This is a genomic window from Bacteroides sp. 3_2_5 (assembly GCF_000159855.2).
GTDB lineage: Bacteria > Bacteroidota > Bacteroidia > Bacteroidales > Bacteroidaceae > Bacteroides > Bacteroides fragilis.
Genome location: NZ_JH636044.1, coordinates 1,098,214 through 1,114,437 on the forward strand (window position 1 = coordinate 1,098,214; position 16,224 = coordinate 1,114,437).

A 16,224-nucleotide genomic window follows, 5' to 3' on the forward strand; every position below is an offset into this window, starting at 1 on the left:
AATTTGTTTTGTGAACTATCTGTTTAGTAATGTTTTTACTCGTTTATTCATAGGCTTCTCAAAATAGTAGTAAGAAAGCAGGCTTAATAGAATGATGATACTGAATAAAATCGGGACGGAAATGTACCATTCCGTATGAAGATTATTTTCTTTTTGCCATTCTGAATATGTCAATAAGACAAATAGATGGATCAAATAAAAACTGTAACTGATTTCTCCCCCTATCACTAGAAAACGGTTGGATAAAATGCGGGAAAAGATACCTTTCTGAAGTGAAAAACTAATCAGAATCACCGCAACAGGGAGCCAATAATAACATGAATATCGGTATACTTTAGGTATATCGGCGGCATAGAGGTAGAAAATTAAAAATAAGATAATAGATGAGATTTCAATGATACTTCCTTGCAAGGCAGTGATATTCTTGTTTTTCAAGCGTTCATACAATTGGAACAGTAACATGCCGACAATGAAATCCGGAAATCGGGTAATTGGATTGACATACCAGAAGCCTTTTATTTCATCTTCCGGAGTAAAGTACATGCCGACGACCATTAGTATCGCTACAATTCCAAAAACAGAAAGCAAATACTTGTAATTTTTTGCTAAAGGTATAAGGAATGGGAAGCAGATGTAAAAAAGCTGTTCACAGCATAAACTCCATGAAGGGCTGTTGAAAGAGAAAAAGTAGTCGGCTCTGGGAATATAAGCATTTGTCAAAGTGAGCGAAGCTAAGAAATGCTTAAGCCAATCTAAAGTTCCCGATGCTATAACGTAACTCCCTAAAATAGCAGCAATAAACAATGTCAGCCAATGTAAAGGATAAATACGCGCAATGCGTGCTACCCAGAAAGTGCGTTTGTCTATTTTGTTGTCTTTCAGTTTCTCTTGATAATTATATGCTATAATAAAGCCGCTTAGCACAAAAAAGAAGCTGACGCCTACAAATCCCTCTTTGAAAAAATGGGTATTGAAAACATTGTCTATAACATAGCAATGTGCTCCAAAAACCATTATTGCAAATATGAATCTCAACGATGTTAAAGTATTAATCATAATTTCGTATTGTCTTATCGTTTTTTTATTTTCATCATTAAAGATGTGATGTGTGTTGAATACTGCAAATATATGGAAAGTATAGTTAGTATGAATCAAGAAGTATGCTTTTTTCTTGTATGATAATGGAATAAATGAATTGTGGCTTGATATTCAAGCCGTATCGAGAGAAACTGATATATGCAAAGAAGAGTAGGTAACCAGGATCTACGAGCGGTTTTTGTCTTTAATCATCAATATGCTCATTTCATAAAGCAGATAGAGGGGAATAGCTACGATGCTGAGTGTGAAAGGGTCTCCTGTTGGAGTAATGACAGCAGCAGCGATGACAATCAGGACAATGGCATGTCTCCGGTATTTTCGTAAGAATGATTTGTTTACCAATCCAAGCAAGGAAAGCAACCAGGTTACCAAAGGTAGTTCGAAAGCCAGCCCCATGCAGAGCACCAGCATCATAAAATTGTCGATGTAAGAGTTCAGGGAGATCTGATTCTCTATTTCTACGCTGAGTTGATAGGTAGAGAGAAAACGAAGGGTGAGCGGATAGACCATGAAATAACCTAAAAGGACTCCGATAAAAAACATGACCGTGCCGATGGTCAGGGCTTTGCGGACTCCTTTTCGTTCATTAGGGTAAAGGGCAGGACGTATGAAACGCCATATCTCGAAAAACAAATAAGGTGTGGCAGTGACTACAGACATCCAGAAAGCGGTGGACATGTGGATAAAAAAAGGTGCTGCCAGATTGATATTTACCAGCTTGACTTTAAACTCACGGGTAAAGAAGTCATCGGTAAGGTCGAATGCCTGTCCGATGTCCCGCAGAAGATGGTAAAAGATGAAATCGTTGTGGCAGGGAGCCAGAATGACATGGTCGAACAGATAGGGCATAGCAATGAAATAGCCTACAGCCAAAACAAACCATACACCTATAATTCGAAACAGCACCCGGCGCAGTTCATCCAGGTGATCCCAAAAAGTCAGTTCTTTAATTTCTGCCATTATTAAGAGAAAGGCGGTTGAAATTTACTTTCGTTCTATTTTCATCTCATGTAAGAGACGGAAACAAAACAGGATATCAGTTATCTTTCTTTTCTTTGTTTTCCGGTTCGTCGATTTCTTCTTTTGCTTTGTTTATTTCCTCTTTGGCTTCATTCACCCCTTCTTTAAAACTTTTCACTCCTTTGCCGAGCCCGCGCATCAGTTCGGGAATCTTTTTACCACCAAAAAGCAAGAGTATAACCAACAAGATGATAATCCATTCGGAACCACTGGGCATGAATCCTAATAAAAAAAGGTTTGTCATAACGGTATTGTATTAGTTTGTGTGCAAAGATAGACTATTTTGAATGAAAAAAGAAAGGCAGAATCATAAAAGCGAAAACCAGGCTCATAAAAACGAAAAGTGAAAAGCTGAAGGAGGTTAATGTCCGTTACTTTTCACTTTTCCGACTGAATCTTTTGGAGTTAATCTTGATAATATACTCTCTTGACCCGGGTTGAAATACCTGTCAATACTTCATAAGGGATGGTTTCGAGCGCATCCGATAAGACGGTAATCGGTAATTCGTCACCGAAGATGATAGCTTGATCACCTTCTCTACAATCAATATCCGTTACGTCGATCATGCACACATCCATGCAGATATTTCCTACGTATGGGGCTTTTTTGCCATTGACAAGGCAATAGCCATGTCCGCATCCCAAATGGCGGTTCAGGCCGTCGGCATATCCGATGGGTATAGCAGCGATACGTGAGGGACGTATCAGATGCCCTTTGCGGCTATAACCTACAGTATCTTCTTCCGCCACGTCCCGTATTTGGAGAATCGTTGTTTTCAAGGTACTCACGTTGTTGATGATTGAGTTATCGATCGGACTGATTCCATACAATCCGATGCCAAGACGAACCATGTCGAACTGTGCACCGGGGAAGCGTTCGATACCGGCTGTGTTGCAGATATGGCGCAGTATTTTGTGCGGAAATGCATCTTGCAGTTCCTTTGACATCTTTTCATATCGTTCTATTTGCTGCCGGGTAAAAGCGTCGAACTGGGCAGAATCACTGCCTACGAAATGGGAAAAGACAGAGCGGGGGATCAGTGCATTCTGGTTCTTTAACCGGCGAATCAGTTGCGGGATGTCTTTCTCTTCGAATCCCAATCGGTGCATACCCGTATCCAGTTTTACGTGAATGGGGAAGTTGGTGATACCTTCTTTTTCGGCGGCCTTTATCAATGCGTCGAGCAAATGGAAATTGTATACTTCCGGTTCCAGTTTATAGTCGAACATGGTTTTGAAAGCGGTCAGTTCGGGATCCATGATGATAATGGAGGCTGTGATCCCTGCTTTGCGAAGGTCGGAACCTTCATCGGCTACGGCCACTGCCAGATAGTCAGCGTGATGCTCCTGAAGGGTTTTGGCTATTTCGTACGAACCTGCTCCATAAGCAGACGCTTTCACCATGCACACCATTTTAGTTTCCGGTTTGAGCATCGAGCGGTAGTGATTCAGGTTGGCTACCATAGCTCCCAGGTTTACTTCCAGGATGGTTTCGTGTACTTTCAGTTCCAGTTCTTCCGAAACGAGGTCGAAACCGAAGTTGCGGGAGCCTTTTATCAGGATGATTTCATTTCTGAGTTTCTTAATTACATCTGATGCCAGAAGTGCCTTGGTATCGGGGAAGAAATATTTTTCTATATCAAACTTTGATGCGCATGAGGATATTTCGGCACCTACACCGATAATCTTTTCAATGCCGCGGCTGTGAACCAGTTGTGCCACTTTGCGGTAGAGTGTTGTCGTGCTTTGTCCGGTTTCCAGGATATCCGAAAGGATCAAAGTGCGCTTTAGGCCTTTTGACTGCGAACGCCGGTAAAGAAAGTCGAGAGCGATATCCAGCGAAGCAAGGTCCGAATTATAACTGTCATTGATCAAGATACAGTTGTTCTTTCCGTCTTTTACTTCAAGGCGCATCGCTACAGGTTCGAGCCGGGCCATTCGTTCGGTGATCTGGTCGGCCGGTACCATCAGGTACAGGCAGGCAGCGAGGCAGTTCAGTGAGTTCTCTATGGAAGCATCATCGATAAAGGGAATACAGAATGTATTGTCCATCTCCAGATAGCGGTAGGAGATGACGGTATGATCTTCTTTCTTCTCAACCCTGCTGATATAGAGCGGACGTTCGATATCCCTCATGCTCCATGCGATTTCACGGGCAGTCAGCATTGACTTTCCTACGCAGTTGCTTATCATTTCGTTGTCGCCATTGTAAATGACTACGTCGCAATCTTTAAACAGGCTTAGTTTTTCCATGCACTTCTCTTGCAGTGAAAAGAAGTTTTCCTGATGTGCTCCGCCAATGTTGGTCAGGATGCCTATTGTCGGCTTAATCATATTCTGTAACGGACGCATTTCGCCCATTTCCGAAATGCCGGCTTCGAAAATGCCCAGTTCGGATTCCTCGTTCATTTGCCAGACTGACAGCGGGACACCGATTTGCGAATTGTAGCTGCGCGGTGAACGCACGATAACCCGGTCGGGGCTGAGCAATTGGTGAAGCCATTCTTTTACAATGGTCTTTCCATTGCTGCCCGTAATGCCGACTACCGGAATCTGGAAGGAACCACGGTGTTGTTCGGCCAATTTCTGAAGTGCTTTTAAAGTATTGGGGACAATAAGGAAATTGCATTCCTGAGCCATTGTCACTTTTAGTTGCTCACTGTCCATGGTGAGCCCTTTGAAATCTTCGCTTGTGACTACAAAATTGCGCACTCCCCGTTCATAAAGGTCAGGGATGTAGCGTGCGCCGTTGTTTCTTTTGGTGGGAATGGCAAAGAAGAGGGTCTCTTCCGGAAAGCATAACGAACGGCTGTCAGTCAGTAGCCAGTCGATGGCAGCAGGCTTGTTTCCCAGACGCCGTGCACCTATTTTTTCAACGATTGATTCAATTGTATATGACATAATATTAAAGCATTGGCATATTTGCACATTTATTGAAGCGCCAATCGGCACATGTTTGTTTCTTTTTCGAAATCTAAGTACGGGTATTTTCCGTTAAGTCGTTCTATTTTTAACACAATTTGTCCTAAAAATCTTTTATGCTCTTCCGACTCGGGATGGAAAGGTTTGTGCGCAATCGCTTTTCGTATCGTTTCACACTCTTTGATTAGGCTTTGGGTTTCGGGGGTGAAGAAAGTCTCCGAAAAACGCTCCCATAGATAATTGACGGTCAACGTGGATGGGTGTACCATGTCATCTGCATAGAAGCGATAGTCCCGAAGTTCATCCAATACTATTTCATAAGAAGGAAAGTAGCAAGTGACCTGTGGATAACGTTGCATCAGTCGGTCGATGGCAAGCAGCAGCACGCTTTTACTGAGTTGGTTGGCATGCATTCCGTCTCGTATGTGGCGAATGGGGCTGACTGTGAACAAGATCTTTAGTTGAGGATTCAAAGAGATCAATTCGTCCAATAGCAGGGTATAGTCTTCTACTATCTCGTCTATCTCAAGGCGGCGGCGTATAAAATTCTTTTCAGGCAATTTGTGACAGTTGGCCACTACCTTTCCTGTCTCTTTTTGTTCGTATACGTATGCGGTGCCGAAGGTCAGCATAAGCCGGTCAAGTTGTTTCAGCTCTTTATGTGCCTGTTCCACACGGGATTGGATATTCCGTAAGGTGTTTGCAAGGGTGGCGGCGGAGAAAGAGCCGTGATGCATCGGGCTGTGCCAACATTCACGATGCAGAAACAGATCGGATGCTTTGTATTGCTTTTGGCTGATGATTTCGCGCAAAGCCATTGAGATGGATCGTGGATTATATAAGATACCGAATGGATTGATATCGATCCGGAATTTATTTTCAGCAAGCAGGGTACCGATGTTCTCTGCAAAGCAGGAACCCATAATCAGCAGTTGCTGGGCATGGCTGATGGGGGTGAATCCAGATGGAATCTCTACCGGAGTATTCAGGTTCATAATCAAGTAATTCTATAAACGGGAGTACAAAGGTACATGATAATTTCGGGAAACGTATGCAAGCAGCTGAAAATATGCCGTATCGTTGTTGCGGATACCTGAAACGCTTGCCCTCTTGCGTAACCCTACGCATTCACGCTCCTGATTTGAAATACCATCTCCTGCAAAAGATGGTTCTTCTTCAAATTTGGTGGTAAATTCTTTATTTCTTTATTTCCAAGTTGATAATTGTCCTTTTTTGTTTTGATAAAAAAATACACACCGGATGAATAAGATAACTCAAGTTTCGGAAGCGAGTTTACGCCGTCTGAACCGGTATCTTCATCCTTATACCTTTTTTCAATTAACATTGTTAACGTCTTTTGCAGGTTGTCAGGTTCTTGTGCGCAAATAACAAGTCTTTTGCATTTAAAGAACTTCTTATTCACATCCAAAGAACAAGCTTTAACTCTGTGTTAAAACAAAGCTTTTGAGGACAGAAATCTTACTTCTTAAAGATATTGATTTTCAGATGGTTTAGTCTAATATTAGCTTCTTCACCTCACGGATGGACTCTTCGGGCGAAAGCCGGGATACTTCCTTTTTTGTCAACTATAAAAGAGGGCTTACACGTCCGAAAACTGAATTAGATTCCATGAGTAAAAGAAAACTTACCACCAAATTTGAAGAAGAACCCCCAAAAAATCGATCTTTCATCTTCCACCCTCTGTTTTAAGGTGATATTTCACGTAAGTATCTGAACTACAGATATAGATTGCACACTTCTTAAGCAAATATACCTTTTAAAGTATTTTGTTTTTTCGTTGTTTAATTAGGAAATGGTGCAGTCCTTATTTCGTCCCGTGTACCTGAGCCCATAAGCCCCGGTACGCGGACCGGGATAAAGGTGCTGAGATAAGAAGTAAGATATTGATATACGATGCTTTATAAGTATAGCAAAATTAAGATGTTTATTTACTTAATTGGCAGGATAAAAAGAACCGCTGCTCTTTACGGGGGGCAATAAAGAAACAGCGGTTCGCATCAACTGGTTGAGTTTGTTGTAGAGATCTGGATTTAAGAATGTATATAAAGGTTCAAACTGAAAGAAAAAACTAAAATGAAAATGGAATCTTTGAAATAGGTATGAAACTCCGGGGACACATCGTCCAAATGATGTCTGATTTACAAAATCGGGTGGCGGTGCAGATCTGCCGGATACGGGATTTATACTTAGTGATATATGAGTAGCTTGGACTTAGTATCAGGCGGGAATATCTCACCTTGTGAACTTTGAAGATGTATTGGGCTGTATCGAGAATCGTTTCTTTCCGTTCGGCTAAACAGGAAGAAGTGAAACAGTCTGAATATTCAAAGTCCTTGGTTTCTGTGGCATAGTATAGAATCTTTCTGCCTCGCTGAATGATGTAATTCAATCTGTAATAACCATTGGCGTCGATTCCCCGGCGTTGGAAATATAAAATTCTGATAATAGGTTTGCCCATGGCTTAAACGTAATAGGCAGGGAAAAATGAACGGCCCTGCTGACCCGCTGTACTACGCATATTTGAATCCAGAGGATAGAAAGCATGCAGTTTAGGCCATTACAACCTAATCACGGGGGCAGAACCGTTGTCTTTATGACAAAGCCGTGAGCATATAACTAAATTATATGCTCTTGGCTGTTGTAAGACAAAAAGTTTGCTTTCTATTGTCTCTAATAAAATTCAAAAAACGTAGTACACTACAAAGGTGAGAATTATTTTTGATTTAGCATAGCAAACGGTTAAAAAATGTATGAAATAACACTTTATCGGCTGGTAATGTTTTGCATGTATATGCTTTATCATGAAACTATCCGCTTTAGTTTTAATTAACTGCTGAAATTAGTTTTTGAACTAAATCTTTTCGTTATTTGTGTTCAAATGAAGAAAAGGTTATGAAAAGATTAACAGCAAAAGAAGAAGAGATTATGGGATTTTTCTGGGAGAAGGGTCCTTTGTTTGTGAAAGAGATACTGGCATTTTATGATGAGCCAAAACCACATTTCAATACTTTGTCTACAATTGTGCGCGGATTGGAAGAGAAGGGCTTTTTAGCACATCATACTTATGGCAATACCTATCAGTATTATGCGGTAGTCAGCGAATCGGACTTTAGTAAACGTACGCTGAAAAGTGTAATTAGCAAGTATTTCAATAATTCGTATCTCAGTGCTGTGTCGTCATTGGTGAAGGAAGAAGATATTTCGCTTGACGACCTCAAGAAGTTGATTCAGGAGGTGGAGCAAAAGAACGAAGAATAATTAAATGATGCGGATATGATGGGACTCTTTTTCGTTTATATAGTAAAGTCTTCTGTTTGCTTGGCAGGTTTTTATCTGTTTTACCGCTTGTTATTGAGCAAGGAGACATTTCACCGATTTAACAGGATCGCTCTGTTGACTCTGTTGTTGCTGTCTCTGTTGTTGCCTCTTGTTCAACTGACTACTATCGAACAGACAGAAGTACATCAGACGATGCTTACTATCGAACAATTATTGATGATGGCAGATATGCCGGTATCGGAGGTGACACCTGCCGAAGCGGTGACTTTATCCGGCATACAGATTCTTTTGATGGTTTATTTATCAGGAGTTCTCTTTTTCGCCTGCCGGCATATTTATTCTTTGGGGCGTCTGTTGATGCTGCTGAGGTCAGGGGAGAAAGAGAAGATGGAAAACGGAATGACCTTAGTGATTCATCAACAAAAGATTTCACCTTTCAGCTGGATGAAGTATATTGTTATCTCTAAAGTGGATTTGGAGGAGGATGGCAGAGAGATACTCATTCATGAGGCAGCACATGTTCGTAATCGTCACTCTGTCGATTTGCTGATTGCCGATATCTGTATTTTCTTTCAATGGTTCAATCCGGCTTCCTGGCTATTAAAGCAGGAACTTCAGAATATTCATGAGTATGAAGCGGATGAGTCTGTTATCAGAGAGGGAGTTAATGCCAGGCAATATCAGTTGCTACTGATAAAAAAAGCTGTTGGCACAAGGCTCTACTCTATGGCCAACAGCTTTAATCACAGTAAACTTAAAAAACGTATCACTATGATGTTAAAAGAAAAGTCAAATCCATGGGCACGATTGAAGTACTTGTATGTACTTCCTTTGGCCGCCATTGCTGTGACTGCATTTGCCCGTCCTGAGATTTCGGGTAAGATGGATGAAATCTCGGCCGTGAAAGTGAATGATTTCGTGCAAATAGTAGGGACTAAAGTGCCTGAAAAAAAGGTTGAGGTGTTGAAAGATACTGTGAAAAAAGATGCTCCGAAAGAAGAAGCTTTTGAAGTATCCCGGTTGGAAACGGTACCTACGCACTCGAAAGTAACCATAACGGATGGGATGAAAAGAAGCGGGATGGATTTGTTTTCGGTTAGAAATGCCGGTTCTCAACCTCAGCCCTTGATCCTTGTGGATGGAAAAGAGATAACCGGCGAGCAGATGCAACGGGATATCAATCCGGATATGATTGAGTCTATCAGTGTTCTGAAAGACGAAGCGTCGACAGCCATATATGGAGATAAGGCCAAACATGGCGTAATTCTGATTACACTGAAAGGAAAGGATGTGCAAAATGTGCTGTCTCTTTCTGCTTCGGATCCGGAAGACGGGGTGAAGGTTGTAGGAGTGGTCAAAGATCATCTGGATAAGCCATTGGCGGGGGCATCTGTATTTATTTCGGGAACCGTCTCGGGAACAATGTCTGATGCTTATGGACATTTTGTTCTTTTGGCTCCCAAGAACGCTATGCTCCGTATTTCATATACGGGCATGACAACAGTTGAAAAGGCTGTGGCTCCGGAGGTAAACGTGACATTGAATCCGGCAGACTAAAAAATATTTATTGTGGGGTGCTACTCCCACAGACCAATGTGTCAAAACTCACCATGGAGGACAAGTCTTCTATCCCCAGTCGGAAGGATGGAAAAAAATGGGAAAATATCGATTTGAAAGAACTTTATCAATTATATAATGAAATAGATTCGTATATTAGCCAACGATATAACGAACTGTTTGGACTCTGAAGCCATGTTTATTCCGAGTCGGAGGATTACACTTTAACCATTATGTATTTATGAAGAGATTATTATCCGTTTTTTTATTTCTATTTTGCTGCGTTATAGCGGCCGATGCACAAGACGATGCCGCACAGTATGATTCGATAATGAATCTGATGAAAAATAAAAAGATTCCTTTGATGGAACGTTATTATATGACCGGGGATATCGAATATCTTTCACGGGAGCATCAGATTGCCGTGCTGAAGCAATTGATTCCGGAAGCGAAAGAGGTGGAGGATAAGGCGGTCATTACCCGTCTTTATTCCATTGTAGCCATGTTCGAAAATCAACTTGGACATATGACTGAGGCTAAAGACTATCTGGACAGTGCTTTTATGAATAAGGGAAAGTTTGAAAACAACAATATTTCCGGTATGATGCACTACATTGCCGGAATCTATTATTCGGATAAGAATTTGATGGAACAGGCACATGAGAATTATTATCAGGCTGCTGAGTATTTTAATCGCAATGAAATGAAGCCGGCCATCTTAACGGAGATTTATTATGATCTGTCTATCATTTACTCGATGTGGCAAGATGATGAGGGATTACATGAATTGTCGGAAGCGATGAAAGACTTACCGGTAGACTTCCCTTTTCAGCAGATATTGAAGTGGACCATAAAGGCGAAATACTTTTATGCCTTATATCAGAATGAACACCGGGTGGATTTACTGGATTCTGTAACGAAGTATAACCAGGAGGCTTTTAAGGTCTACACATCCACCGAAAATCCTTATGACGTGGGATATGTCATATCCGACAATTATTTGCACCAGGCAATAGTTTACAGCGAGGCGGGAAAAATCAAGGAAGCCGAACAGTGCTTTGAAACGGGTAAGAAACTGATGAATCCTAAAAAGATTGACGCCAATGTTTCGGTCAGTTATGTTTCGGGAGTAATTGCCTATTATCAGGCAGATTATGAATTGGCCGAACAACATTTACAGGACGGACTGCGTGAGTTGAAGCGGATGGATGAAGAGCAGGAGGTGGATTACTATCATGCTTTGATTGAATTCTATACACTGTTGGCTAAGGTATACGAGAAGCAGGAACTTTATAATAAGGCTTTGGAGGCAGCCCGTAATTCACTGAAATATGAAACTCGTTTGTTTGACAAAAATAGCAATAAGACGATCCAGAAATTACGGACACAATATAATCTGAATGAAAAGGAACGGGTTGTGGAGCAATTGTCCGCTATTAACGAAAAGAACCGACGGATTAATATTCTTTCGGCCATTCTTATTGTTCTGGCACTGGTCACTATCTTTTTACTTTTGAAACGCTATCGTTCGCGCCAGCGTATTCATGAAGGAATGCTGCAGATTGCCAAACTAAAGCAGCAGGAAGCTGAACTTCTGGTTAAGTTGCAGAAGACAAAACTTGAGGAAAGGGAACGGGAGTTCCAGTCTTTAGTGCATGAAGCGCAACAGCGTAAAGTTCAATATTATCTGGAAGGTCTTGAGGTGGAAAGAAAGCGATTGGCGAAGGAACTTCATGATAATGTTTCCAATGAATTATTGGCCATCAAGATGAAAATCACCGATGGAACAAGTAGTTGTGAGGAGATCATGGACACGTTACAAACTTTGCAAGCGGAAGTACGGGGCATTTCGCATGACCTGATGCCACCTATTTTCAAATACGCTTCGTTATCGGAGATTCTTCAGGATTATGTATATCAGCATAATCAGCCGGGGCAGACCGAACTGGAGCTGTTGCTCGAACCGGAGGATAACTTTGACAATTTATCGCAGAAGGTGTCGCTGGAGATCTATCGAATTGTACAGGAAGCTGTTGGTAACTCGTTGAAGCATGCACAAGCCACGCTGGTGAAGATTATCCTGGTGCGGGAAGATAACAAGGTGAAATTGACAGTTTCGGATAATGGAAGAGGATTTGAGCAACAGGCCGGGAAGACGGGAATTGGTCTTACTATCATAAAAGAGCGTGTGGAAAACCTGAGGGGAACTCTGACTTTGAACTCTGCTCCGGGAAAAGGAACAGAGCTGATCGTGGAAATCGATCTGGAGAATCTGGAAAAATAAAAGAGAGATAACAGTTTGTTTACCACCGATTACGTAAACCGGGATAACCGTTTGGGTAATCGGTGGCGTTGGAGATATATCCTATTGTCAAATATTTATTTTATCTGATAGCTGAAAATGATAGGATTAGAGTCGCTGTCCAATGATTCTGTCAGTTTATATAGTTTATCGGACATTTTATCCTTGAAAGATGGATGATTGTCTACGATAGCTTTGAGGCTGAACAGGGTCGTAGGATAAACCGTGAAGAATACACGGTTGTTGGCTCCTTCCACCGGTATGTATTGGTGTAAGTCTGTTTGGTATCCCGTATTTCGTATCTTATTGTATTTCAATAATTTGTTTTGCGTTTTATCAAATACATATACACCGAACAGATTCGTACTGAACATTAAATACTGGGGAGCATTTGCCACATTAGCCATTAAATATACATATCGATCCCAGGTGAACTTATTAAGCTCACGACAGGTGTATTCTTTGTCTTTAGCAGCTTCCGGAAAATTCTCGTTCATAAAATCGAAAGAGTAGTAAGGGGTTATCTTTCCGTCTTCCAGTTGGTAGATGGTGTTATCGAATTTTCTGGTAAATACAATAGGAGTGGTTCCATTCAGCCGGCTTTCTCCGATAAAACAATAAGGAGCTATTTCTCGGAGTGGTTTTAATAGTTCAGTCTTTTGGTTGTCCGGGGCTATTACTGTGATGGACGATGTGGATAACTGATTATTAATATATGTTTCGTTTTCTAAGTATATCATTCCGTTATCAATAGCTATTGAATGATAGTATCCTGGTAGTTTGGTGGTTTTAATGAAGTTTCCTTGCAAGTCATAATATATCAGTGAGGTCGGGTCAGCCAGGAATACTAAATTTTCATTTTGCCTGTCTATGGCTATATCCAGTATGCTTCCATATTCTCCTTTACCTATCCCTACACGGTGTATGGTAAATAGGTGTCTGCCTTTGTCATTGAAAGCCAACACTTGCTTCATGGATTTATCTAAAATATAATAGGTGTTTTTCCATTCTATTACCCGATTTATACGCTTTATCAATGCATTGTCTTTGGTTTCCAAGCAGAAGACTTGAGGATTTTTTAGGAAAAGAGTGTCATCCACTACTTTTTCTACTGTTTCTAACTTTGCGACCGAACCTGTTATTTCATTCTGGGTCATACATCCGCAGAACATTATAATCAATAGGAAGCTGGAGAAAAATATTTTTTTTATCATATTAAAGAGGTCTTTGACTAATATCTGCACTAAAATCATATTCGCATGCGATTATATCCATTATTATATTCGTATCCGATTGGTGTCAATGCCCCGATATTGGATAAAAAATTGAAGATTGAATTTAATTGTAGTGATTATGCGCAAGACAATGGGTGGGTGCTGCAATGCCGGGTAAGAAAAGTACTCGTTTTCGCATAGTGTTAACTTTTAAGGGATATTCTTATTATCGATAAAGATACTAAAAATATTATGTAATAACGCTTCCTTTGCAACTCTTTTTATTTTATCCGGCTTTTTTCTCTTCTTTGTTAAGAATTTATCTTCTATATAAACCTGTTTATTTAATTGAGGCCTGAAGATACGATAATATTTCTTTCTCTTGTTCAGGATGGAACCATCTGATCTCTTCATCCCGTTTGAACCAGGTCATTTGTTTGCGTGAGTAGATACGTGAGTTCTGTTTTATTTTTTCGATAGCGAAGTCAAGATCCCACTCTCCATCCAGATATTTAAATATTTCCTTATAGCCTACAGTGTTCAGGGAGTTCAACTCTCGGTGGGCATATACGGAGCGGGCTTCTTCCAGCAATCCTTCGTCCATCATCTGGTCTACACGACGGTTGATGCGATCATATAATTCGGCGCGATCTCGCGTCAGTCCTATTTTTAGGATGTGGAACGGGCGTTCCTTTTTTTGTTGTGTACGGAAAGAGGTATAAGTTTTCCCTGTCATGTAACAGATCTCCAAGGCGTGGATGACCCGTTTGGGATTTTTTAAATCTACAATTTTATAGTACTCCGGATCCAGTAGCTTCAGTTCGGCACAGAGATTATCGAGTCCTTCTGTGTCATATTTATGTAGCAAGAGCTCACGAGTCTCGGCATCTACTGTCGGTATGTCATCAATGCCTTTGCAGATGGCATCCACATACATCATAGAGCCTCCGGTGAGCAGGACGACATGATGTTGTTGAAATAACTGTTCGAGAACACTCATTACTTCCGTCTCGTATTGGGCGGCACTGTAATAATCGGTAAGTTGCAGGGTACCTACAAAGTAGTGTGGAACCCGTTTTAATTGCTCCGGGGTCGGAGCAGCCGTTCCTATCTTAAGTTCGGCGTATAACTGTCGGGAGTCAGACGAAATGATACTCGTCTTGAAATATTCTGCTATGCGGAGGCTTAACTCCGTTTTTCCTACACCTGTAGGACCTATAAGTACAATTAAAGTTTTGGCAGTCATAACGATTGGTCATGTGATAATGTACCCATGTGACAGCATAGGGGGCGGGTAGTAAGATGTCATAACCCACCGGATGTGGTCACATGGGCATATTATTCAAAATTTATCTTCGTCGTATGAACTTCCACCTCCGGCTGCACCGTCATTTACATCAAATCCTTCGGCATCAAAGTCTTCCATATCGAAGTCCTGGTCACCGTAGAAGTTTTCATCCAGATCGAGTGAGCCTCCTCCGGCTGCCATCTCTTCGAAATCGACTGTTTGCTTGGGGGCTTCACCCGATTTCTTAGTACATTTAGCACCTTTTATTTCTTTTCCGGTGATGATTTCGGACAATTCGATGAAGAAACAACGTTCAGTCATGTAATCGAATACGTAAAGCAATTTTTGCTTTTCATCTTCAATCAACTCGTTGAGGCGGGTCTCTTTCATAATCCAGCTGTCCATTTCCGGATTATTGTCCATCTCTTCCAGTGTAATTTCTTTTTCTTTTTCCCAGTCATCATCACAGATAAAGAAAGAAGTCATCTGGTCGTTTGTATAGTTTGCTGCTTTCAGGATAGCTTCATGAAGATCGAAGAAAGTAGCTTCCGGGTCAATCTGTATCTCTCTGACGAAATCGTCAACCTCATCAGATATAATGGTAAATCTGTATATCATAGTTGTTACTGTTTTATTGATGGCGTAAAAGTAATAAAAAACCGAAAGATTGCAAATAAGATGGCTGGGTTTATTCCACAAAAAAGGAGGATGCTTGGAAAACATCCTCCTCTTCTTATTGATTTCTATTTATTTACCTGATAATTCCCCGTTCCGAGTTGCGAATAAAATCAACGATGTATTCTATTTCGGGGCTGGCCGGCACTTCTGCTTCAACCTTTGTGAGAGCATCCGAAGTGTTGAGTCCGCTTTGATAAATGATGCGGTAGGCATTGTGGATATTCTCTATAATCTCGTTCGAAAAACCACGACGACGGAGTCCGATGATGTTGATTCCACTGTAAGCGATAGGTTCGCGTCCGGCTATGATATACGGAGGAATATCTTTACTGAAACGGCATCCTCCCTGAATCATGACGTATCCGCCTACCCGGCAAAATTGGTGCATTAACACATTGGCACTGATGATGGCATTGTCATCGATGATGATTTCTCCGGCCATTTTGGTGGAGTTACCAACGATACAACCGTTGCCGATCAATGCATCGTGGGCCACATGGACGCCTTCCATCAATAGGTTGTTGTTACCTACAATGGTTCTGCCTTTAGCTGCTGTACCTCGGTTGATGGTCACGTTTTCACGAATCAGGTTATTGTCACCTATTTCGGCTGTACTTTCTTCACCTTTGAATTTCAAATCTTGTGGGATTGCTCCGATAACGGCTCCCGGAAAGATTGTATTTCCGTTACCGATACGTGAACCGTACAGGATGTTGGCATTAGCCATAATTTTATTGTTATCTCCGATGACTACATTTCTATCAATGTACACAAAAGGAGCTATCTCTACGTTTTCACCGATTTTTGCTTCGGGATGAATATACGCTAAGGGACTTATCATGCTT

The 16,224-nt window shown here is 41.2% G+C and carries 13 protein-coding genes; 3 read left to right on the forward strand and 10 right to left on the reverse strand.

Going from position 1 to position 16,224, the window contains the following annotated elements:
* Positions 1-15 precede the first annotated feature (15 nt).
* From BSHG_RS13440 to BSHG_RS0220235, 6 genes are all read right to left on the reverse strand, one after another.
* On the reverse strand, positions 16-1,056 hold the full coding sequence (locus tag BSHG_RS13440; protein WP_005801308.1) for an acyltransferase family protein: 1,041 nt from the start codon (positions 1,054-1,056) through the stop codon (positions 16-18).
* 207 nt (positions 1,057-1,263) lie between these two features.
* Complete coding sequence (tatC, locus tag BSHG_RS13435) at positions 1,264-2,058, reverse strand: twin-arginine translocase subunit TatC (RefSeq protein WP_005785093.1); 795 nt, start codon at positions 2,056-2,058, stop codon at positions 1,264-1,266.
* A 76-nt stretch (positions 2,059-2,134) separates the two neighbouring features.
* Positions 2,135-2,362, reverse strand: coding sequence for a twin-arginine translocase TatA/TatE family subunit (locus tag BSHG_RS13430; RefSeq protein ID WP_005785095.1), 228 nt, complete (start codon positions 2,360-2,362; stop codon positions 2,135-2,137).
* A gap of 161 nt (positions 2,363-2,523) precedes the next feature.
* Positions 2,524-5,019: a bifunctional UDP-N-acetylmuramoyl-tripeptide:D-alanyl-D-alanine ligase/alanine racemase gene (locus BSHG_RS13425; RefSeq protein ID WP_005785097.1), complete on the reverse strand. Its 2,496-nt coding sequence runs from the start codon at positions 5,017-5,019 to the stop codon at positions 2,524-2,526.
* A 29-nt stretch (positions 5,020-5,048) separates the two neighbouring features.
* Entirely contained in the window at positions 5,049-6,035 is a 987-nt protein-coding gene (locus BSHG_RS13420) for a GSCFA domain-containing protein (RefSeq protein WP_008658708.1), read from the reverse strand.
* Positions 6,036-6,160: 125 nt separating this feature from the next.
* Positions 6,161-6,385 (reverse strand): hypothetical protein, encoded by a 225-nt coding sequence (locus BSHG_RS0220235; protein WP_032497364.1) that lies wholly within the window; start codon positions 6,383-6,385, stop codon positions 6,161-6,163.
* Between the two features lie 1,568 nt (positions 6,386-7,953).
* On the opposite strand from BSHG_RS0220235, the gene BSHG_RS13415 reads away from it, so the two are divergent.
* From BSHG_RS13415 to BSHG_RS13405, 3 genes are all read left to right on the forward strand, one after another.
* On the forward strand, positions 7,954-8,319 hold the full coding sequence (locus tag BSHG_RS13415) for a BlaI/MecI/CopY family transcriptional regulator (RefSeq protein WP_008769502.1): 366 nt from the start codon (positions 7,954-7,956) through the stop codon (positions 8,317-8,319).
* Between the two features lie 15 nt (positions 8,320-8,334).
* Positions 8,335-9,897 (forward strand): M56 family metallopeptidase, encoded by a 1,563-nt coding sequence (locus BSHG_RS13410; protein WP_008658711.1) that lies wholly within the window; start codon positions 8,335-8,337, stop codon positions 9,895-9,897.
* Between the two features lie 241 nt (positions 9,898-10,138).
* Positions 10,139-12,181: a sensor histidine kinase gene (locus tag BSHG_RS13405; RefSeq protein WP_008658712.1), complete on the forward strand. Its 2,043-nt coding sequence runs from the start codon at positions 10,139-10,141 to the stop codon at positions 12,179-12,181.
* A 95-nt stretch (positions 12,182-12,276) separates the two neighbouring features.
* Here BSHG_RS13405 and BSHG_RS13400 read toward each other — a convergent pair whose 3' ends face one another.
* The 4 genes from BSHG_RS13400 to lpxA form a co-directional block, all read right to left on the reverse strand.
* A complete protein-coding gene (locus BSHG_RS13400) occupies positions 12,277-13,452 on the reverse strand; it encodes a 6-bladed beta-propeller (protein WP_008658713.1) in 1,176 nt (391 codons plus the stop codon).
* Between the two features lie 301 nt (positions 13,453-13,753).
* Positions 13,754-14,659 (reverse strand): tRNA (adenosine(37)-N6)-dimethylallyltransferase MiaA, encoded by a 906-nt coding sequence (miaA, locus tag BSHG_RS13395; protein ID WP_005785112.1) that lies wholly within the window; start codon positions 14,657-14,659, stop codon positions 13,754-13,756.
* A 96-nt stretch (positions 14,660-14,755) separates the two neighbouring features.
* Positions 14,756-15,319 (reverse strand): IS1096 element passenger TnpR family protein, encoded by a 564-nt coding sequence (locus BSHG_RS13390; protein ID WP_008769509.1) that lies wholly within the window; start codon positions 15,317-15,319, stop codon positions 14,756-14,758.
* A 133-nt stretch (positions 15,320-15,452) separates the two neighbouring features.
* On the reverse strand, positions 15,453-16,220 hold the full coding sequence (gene lpxA, locus BSHG_RS13385; RefSeq protein WP_005785118.1) for an acyl-ACP--UDP-N-acetylglucosamine O-acyltransferase: 768 nt from the start codon (positions 16,218-16,220) through the stop codon (positions 15,453-15,455).
* Positions 16,221-16,224 lie beyond the last annotated feature (4 nt).

Bases quoted from the DNA above. Each gene is read 5' to 3' on its own strand.
- BSHG_RS0220235 (WP_032497364.1), bottom strand. From the start codon at position 6,385: ATGTTAATTGAAAAAAGGTATAAGGATGAAGATACCGGTTCAGACGGC.
- BSHG_RS13390 (WP_008769509.1), bottom strand. From the start codon at position 15,319: ATGATATACAGATTTACCATTATATCTGATGAGGTTGACGATTTCGTC.
- BSHG_RS13420 (WP_008658708.1), bottom strand. From the start codon at position 6,035: ATGAACCTGAATACTCCGGTAGAGATTCCATCTGGATTCACCCCCATC.
- BSHG_RS13415 (WP_008769502.1), top strand. From the start codon at position 7,954: ATGAAAAGATTAACAGCAAAAGAAGAAGAGATTATGGGATTTTTCTGG.
- tatC (WP_005785093.1), bottom strand. From the start codon at position 2,058: ATGGCAGAAATTAAAGAACTGACTTTTTGGGATCACCTGGATGAACTG.
- BSHG_RS13410 (WP_008658711.1), top strand. From the start codon at position 8,335: ATGATGGGACTCTTTTTCGTTTATATAGTAAAGTCTTCTGTTTGCTTG.
- BSHG_RS13405 (WP_008658712.1), top strand. From the start codon at position 10,139: ATGAAGAGATTATTATCCGTTTTTTTATTTCTATTTTGCTGCGTTATA.
- BSHG_RS13430 (WP_005785095.1), bottom strand. From the start codon at position 2,362: ATGACAAACCTTTTTTTATTAGGATTCATGCCCAGTGGTTCCGAATGG.
- BSHG_RS13425 (WP_005785097.1), bottom strand. From the start codon at position 5,019: ATGTCATATACAATTGAATCAATCGTTGAAAAAATAGGTGCACGGCGT.
- miaA (WP_005785112.1), bottom strand. From the start codon at position 14,659: ATGACTGCCAAAACTTTAATTGTACTTATAGGTCCTACAGGTGTAGGA.
- lpxA (WP_005785118.1), bottom strand. From the start codon at position 16,220: ATGATAAGTCCCTTAGCGTATATTCATCCCGAAGCAAAAATCGGTGAA.
- BSHG_RS13440 (WP_005801308.1), bottom strand. From the start codon at position 1,056: ATGATTAATACTTTAACATCGTTGAGATTCATATTTGCAATAATGGTT.
- BSHG_RS13400 (WP_008658713.1), bottom strand. From the start codon at position 13,452: ATGATTTTAGTGCAGATATTAGTCAAAGACCTCTTTAATATGATAAAA.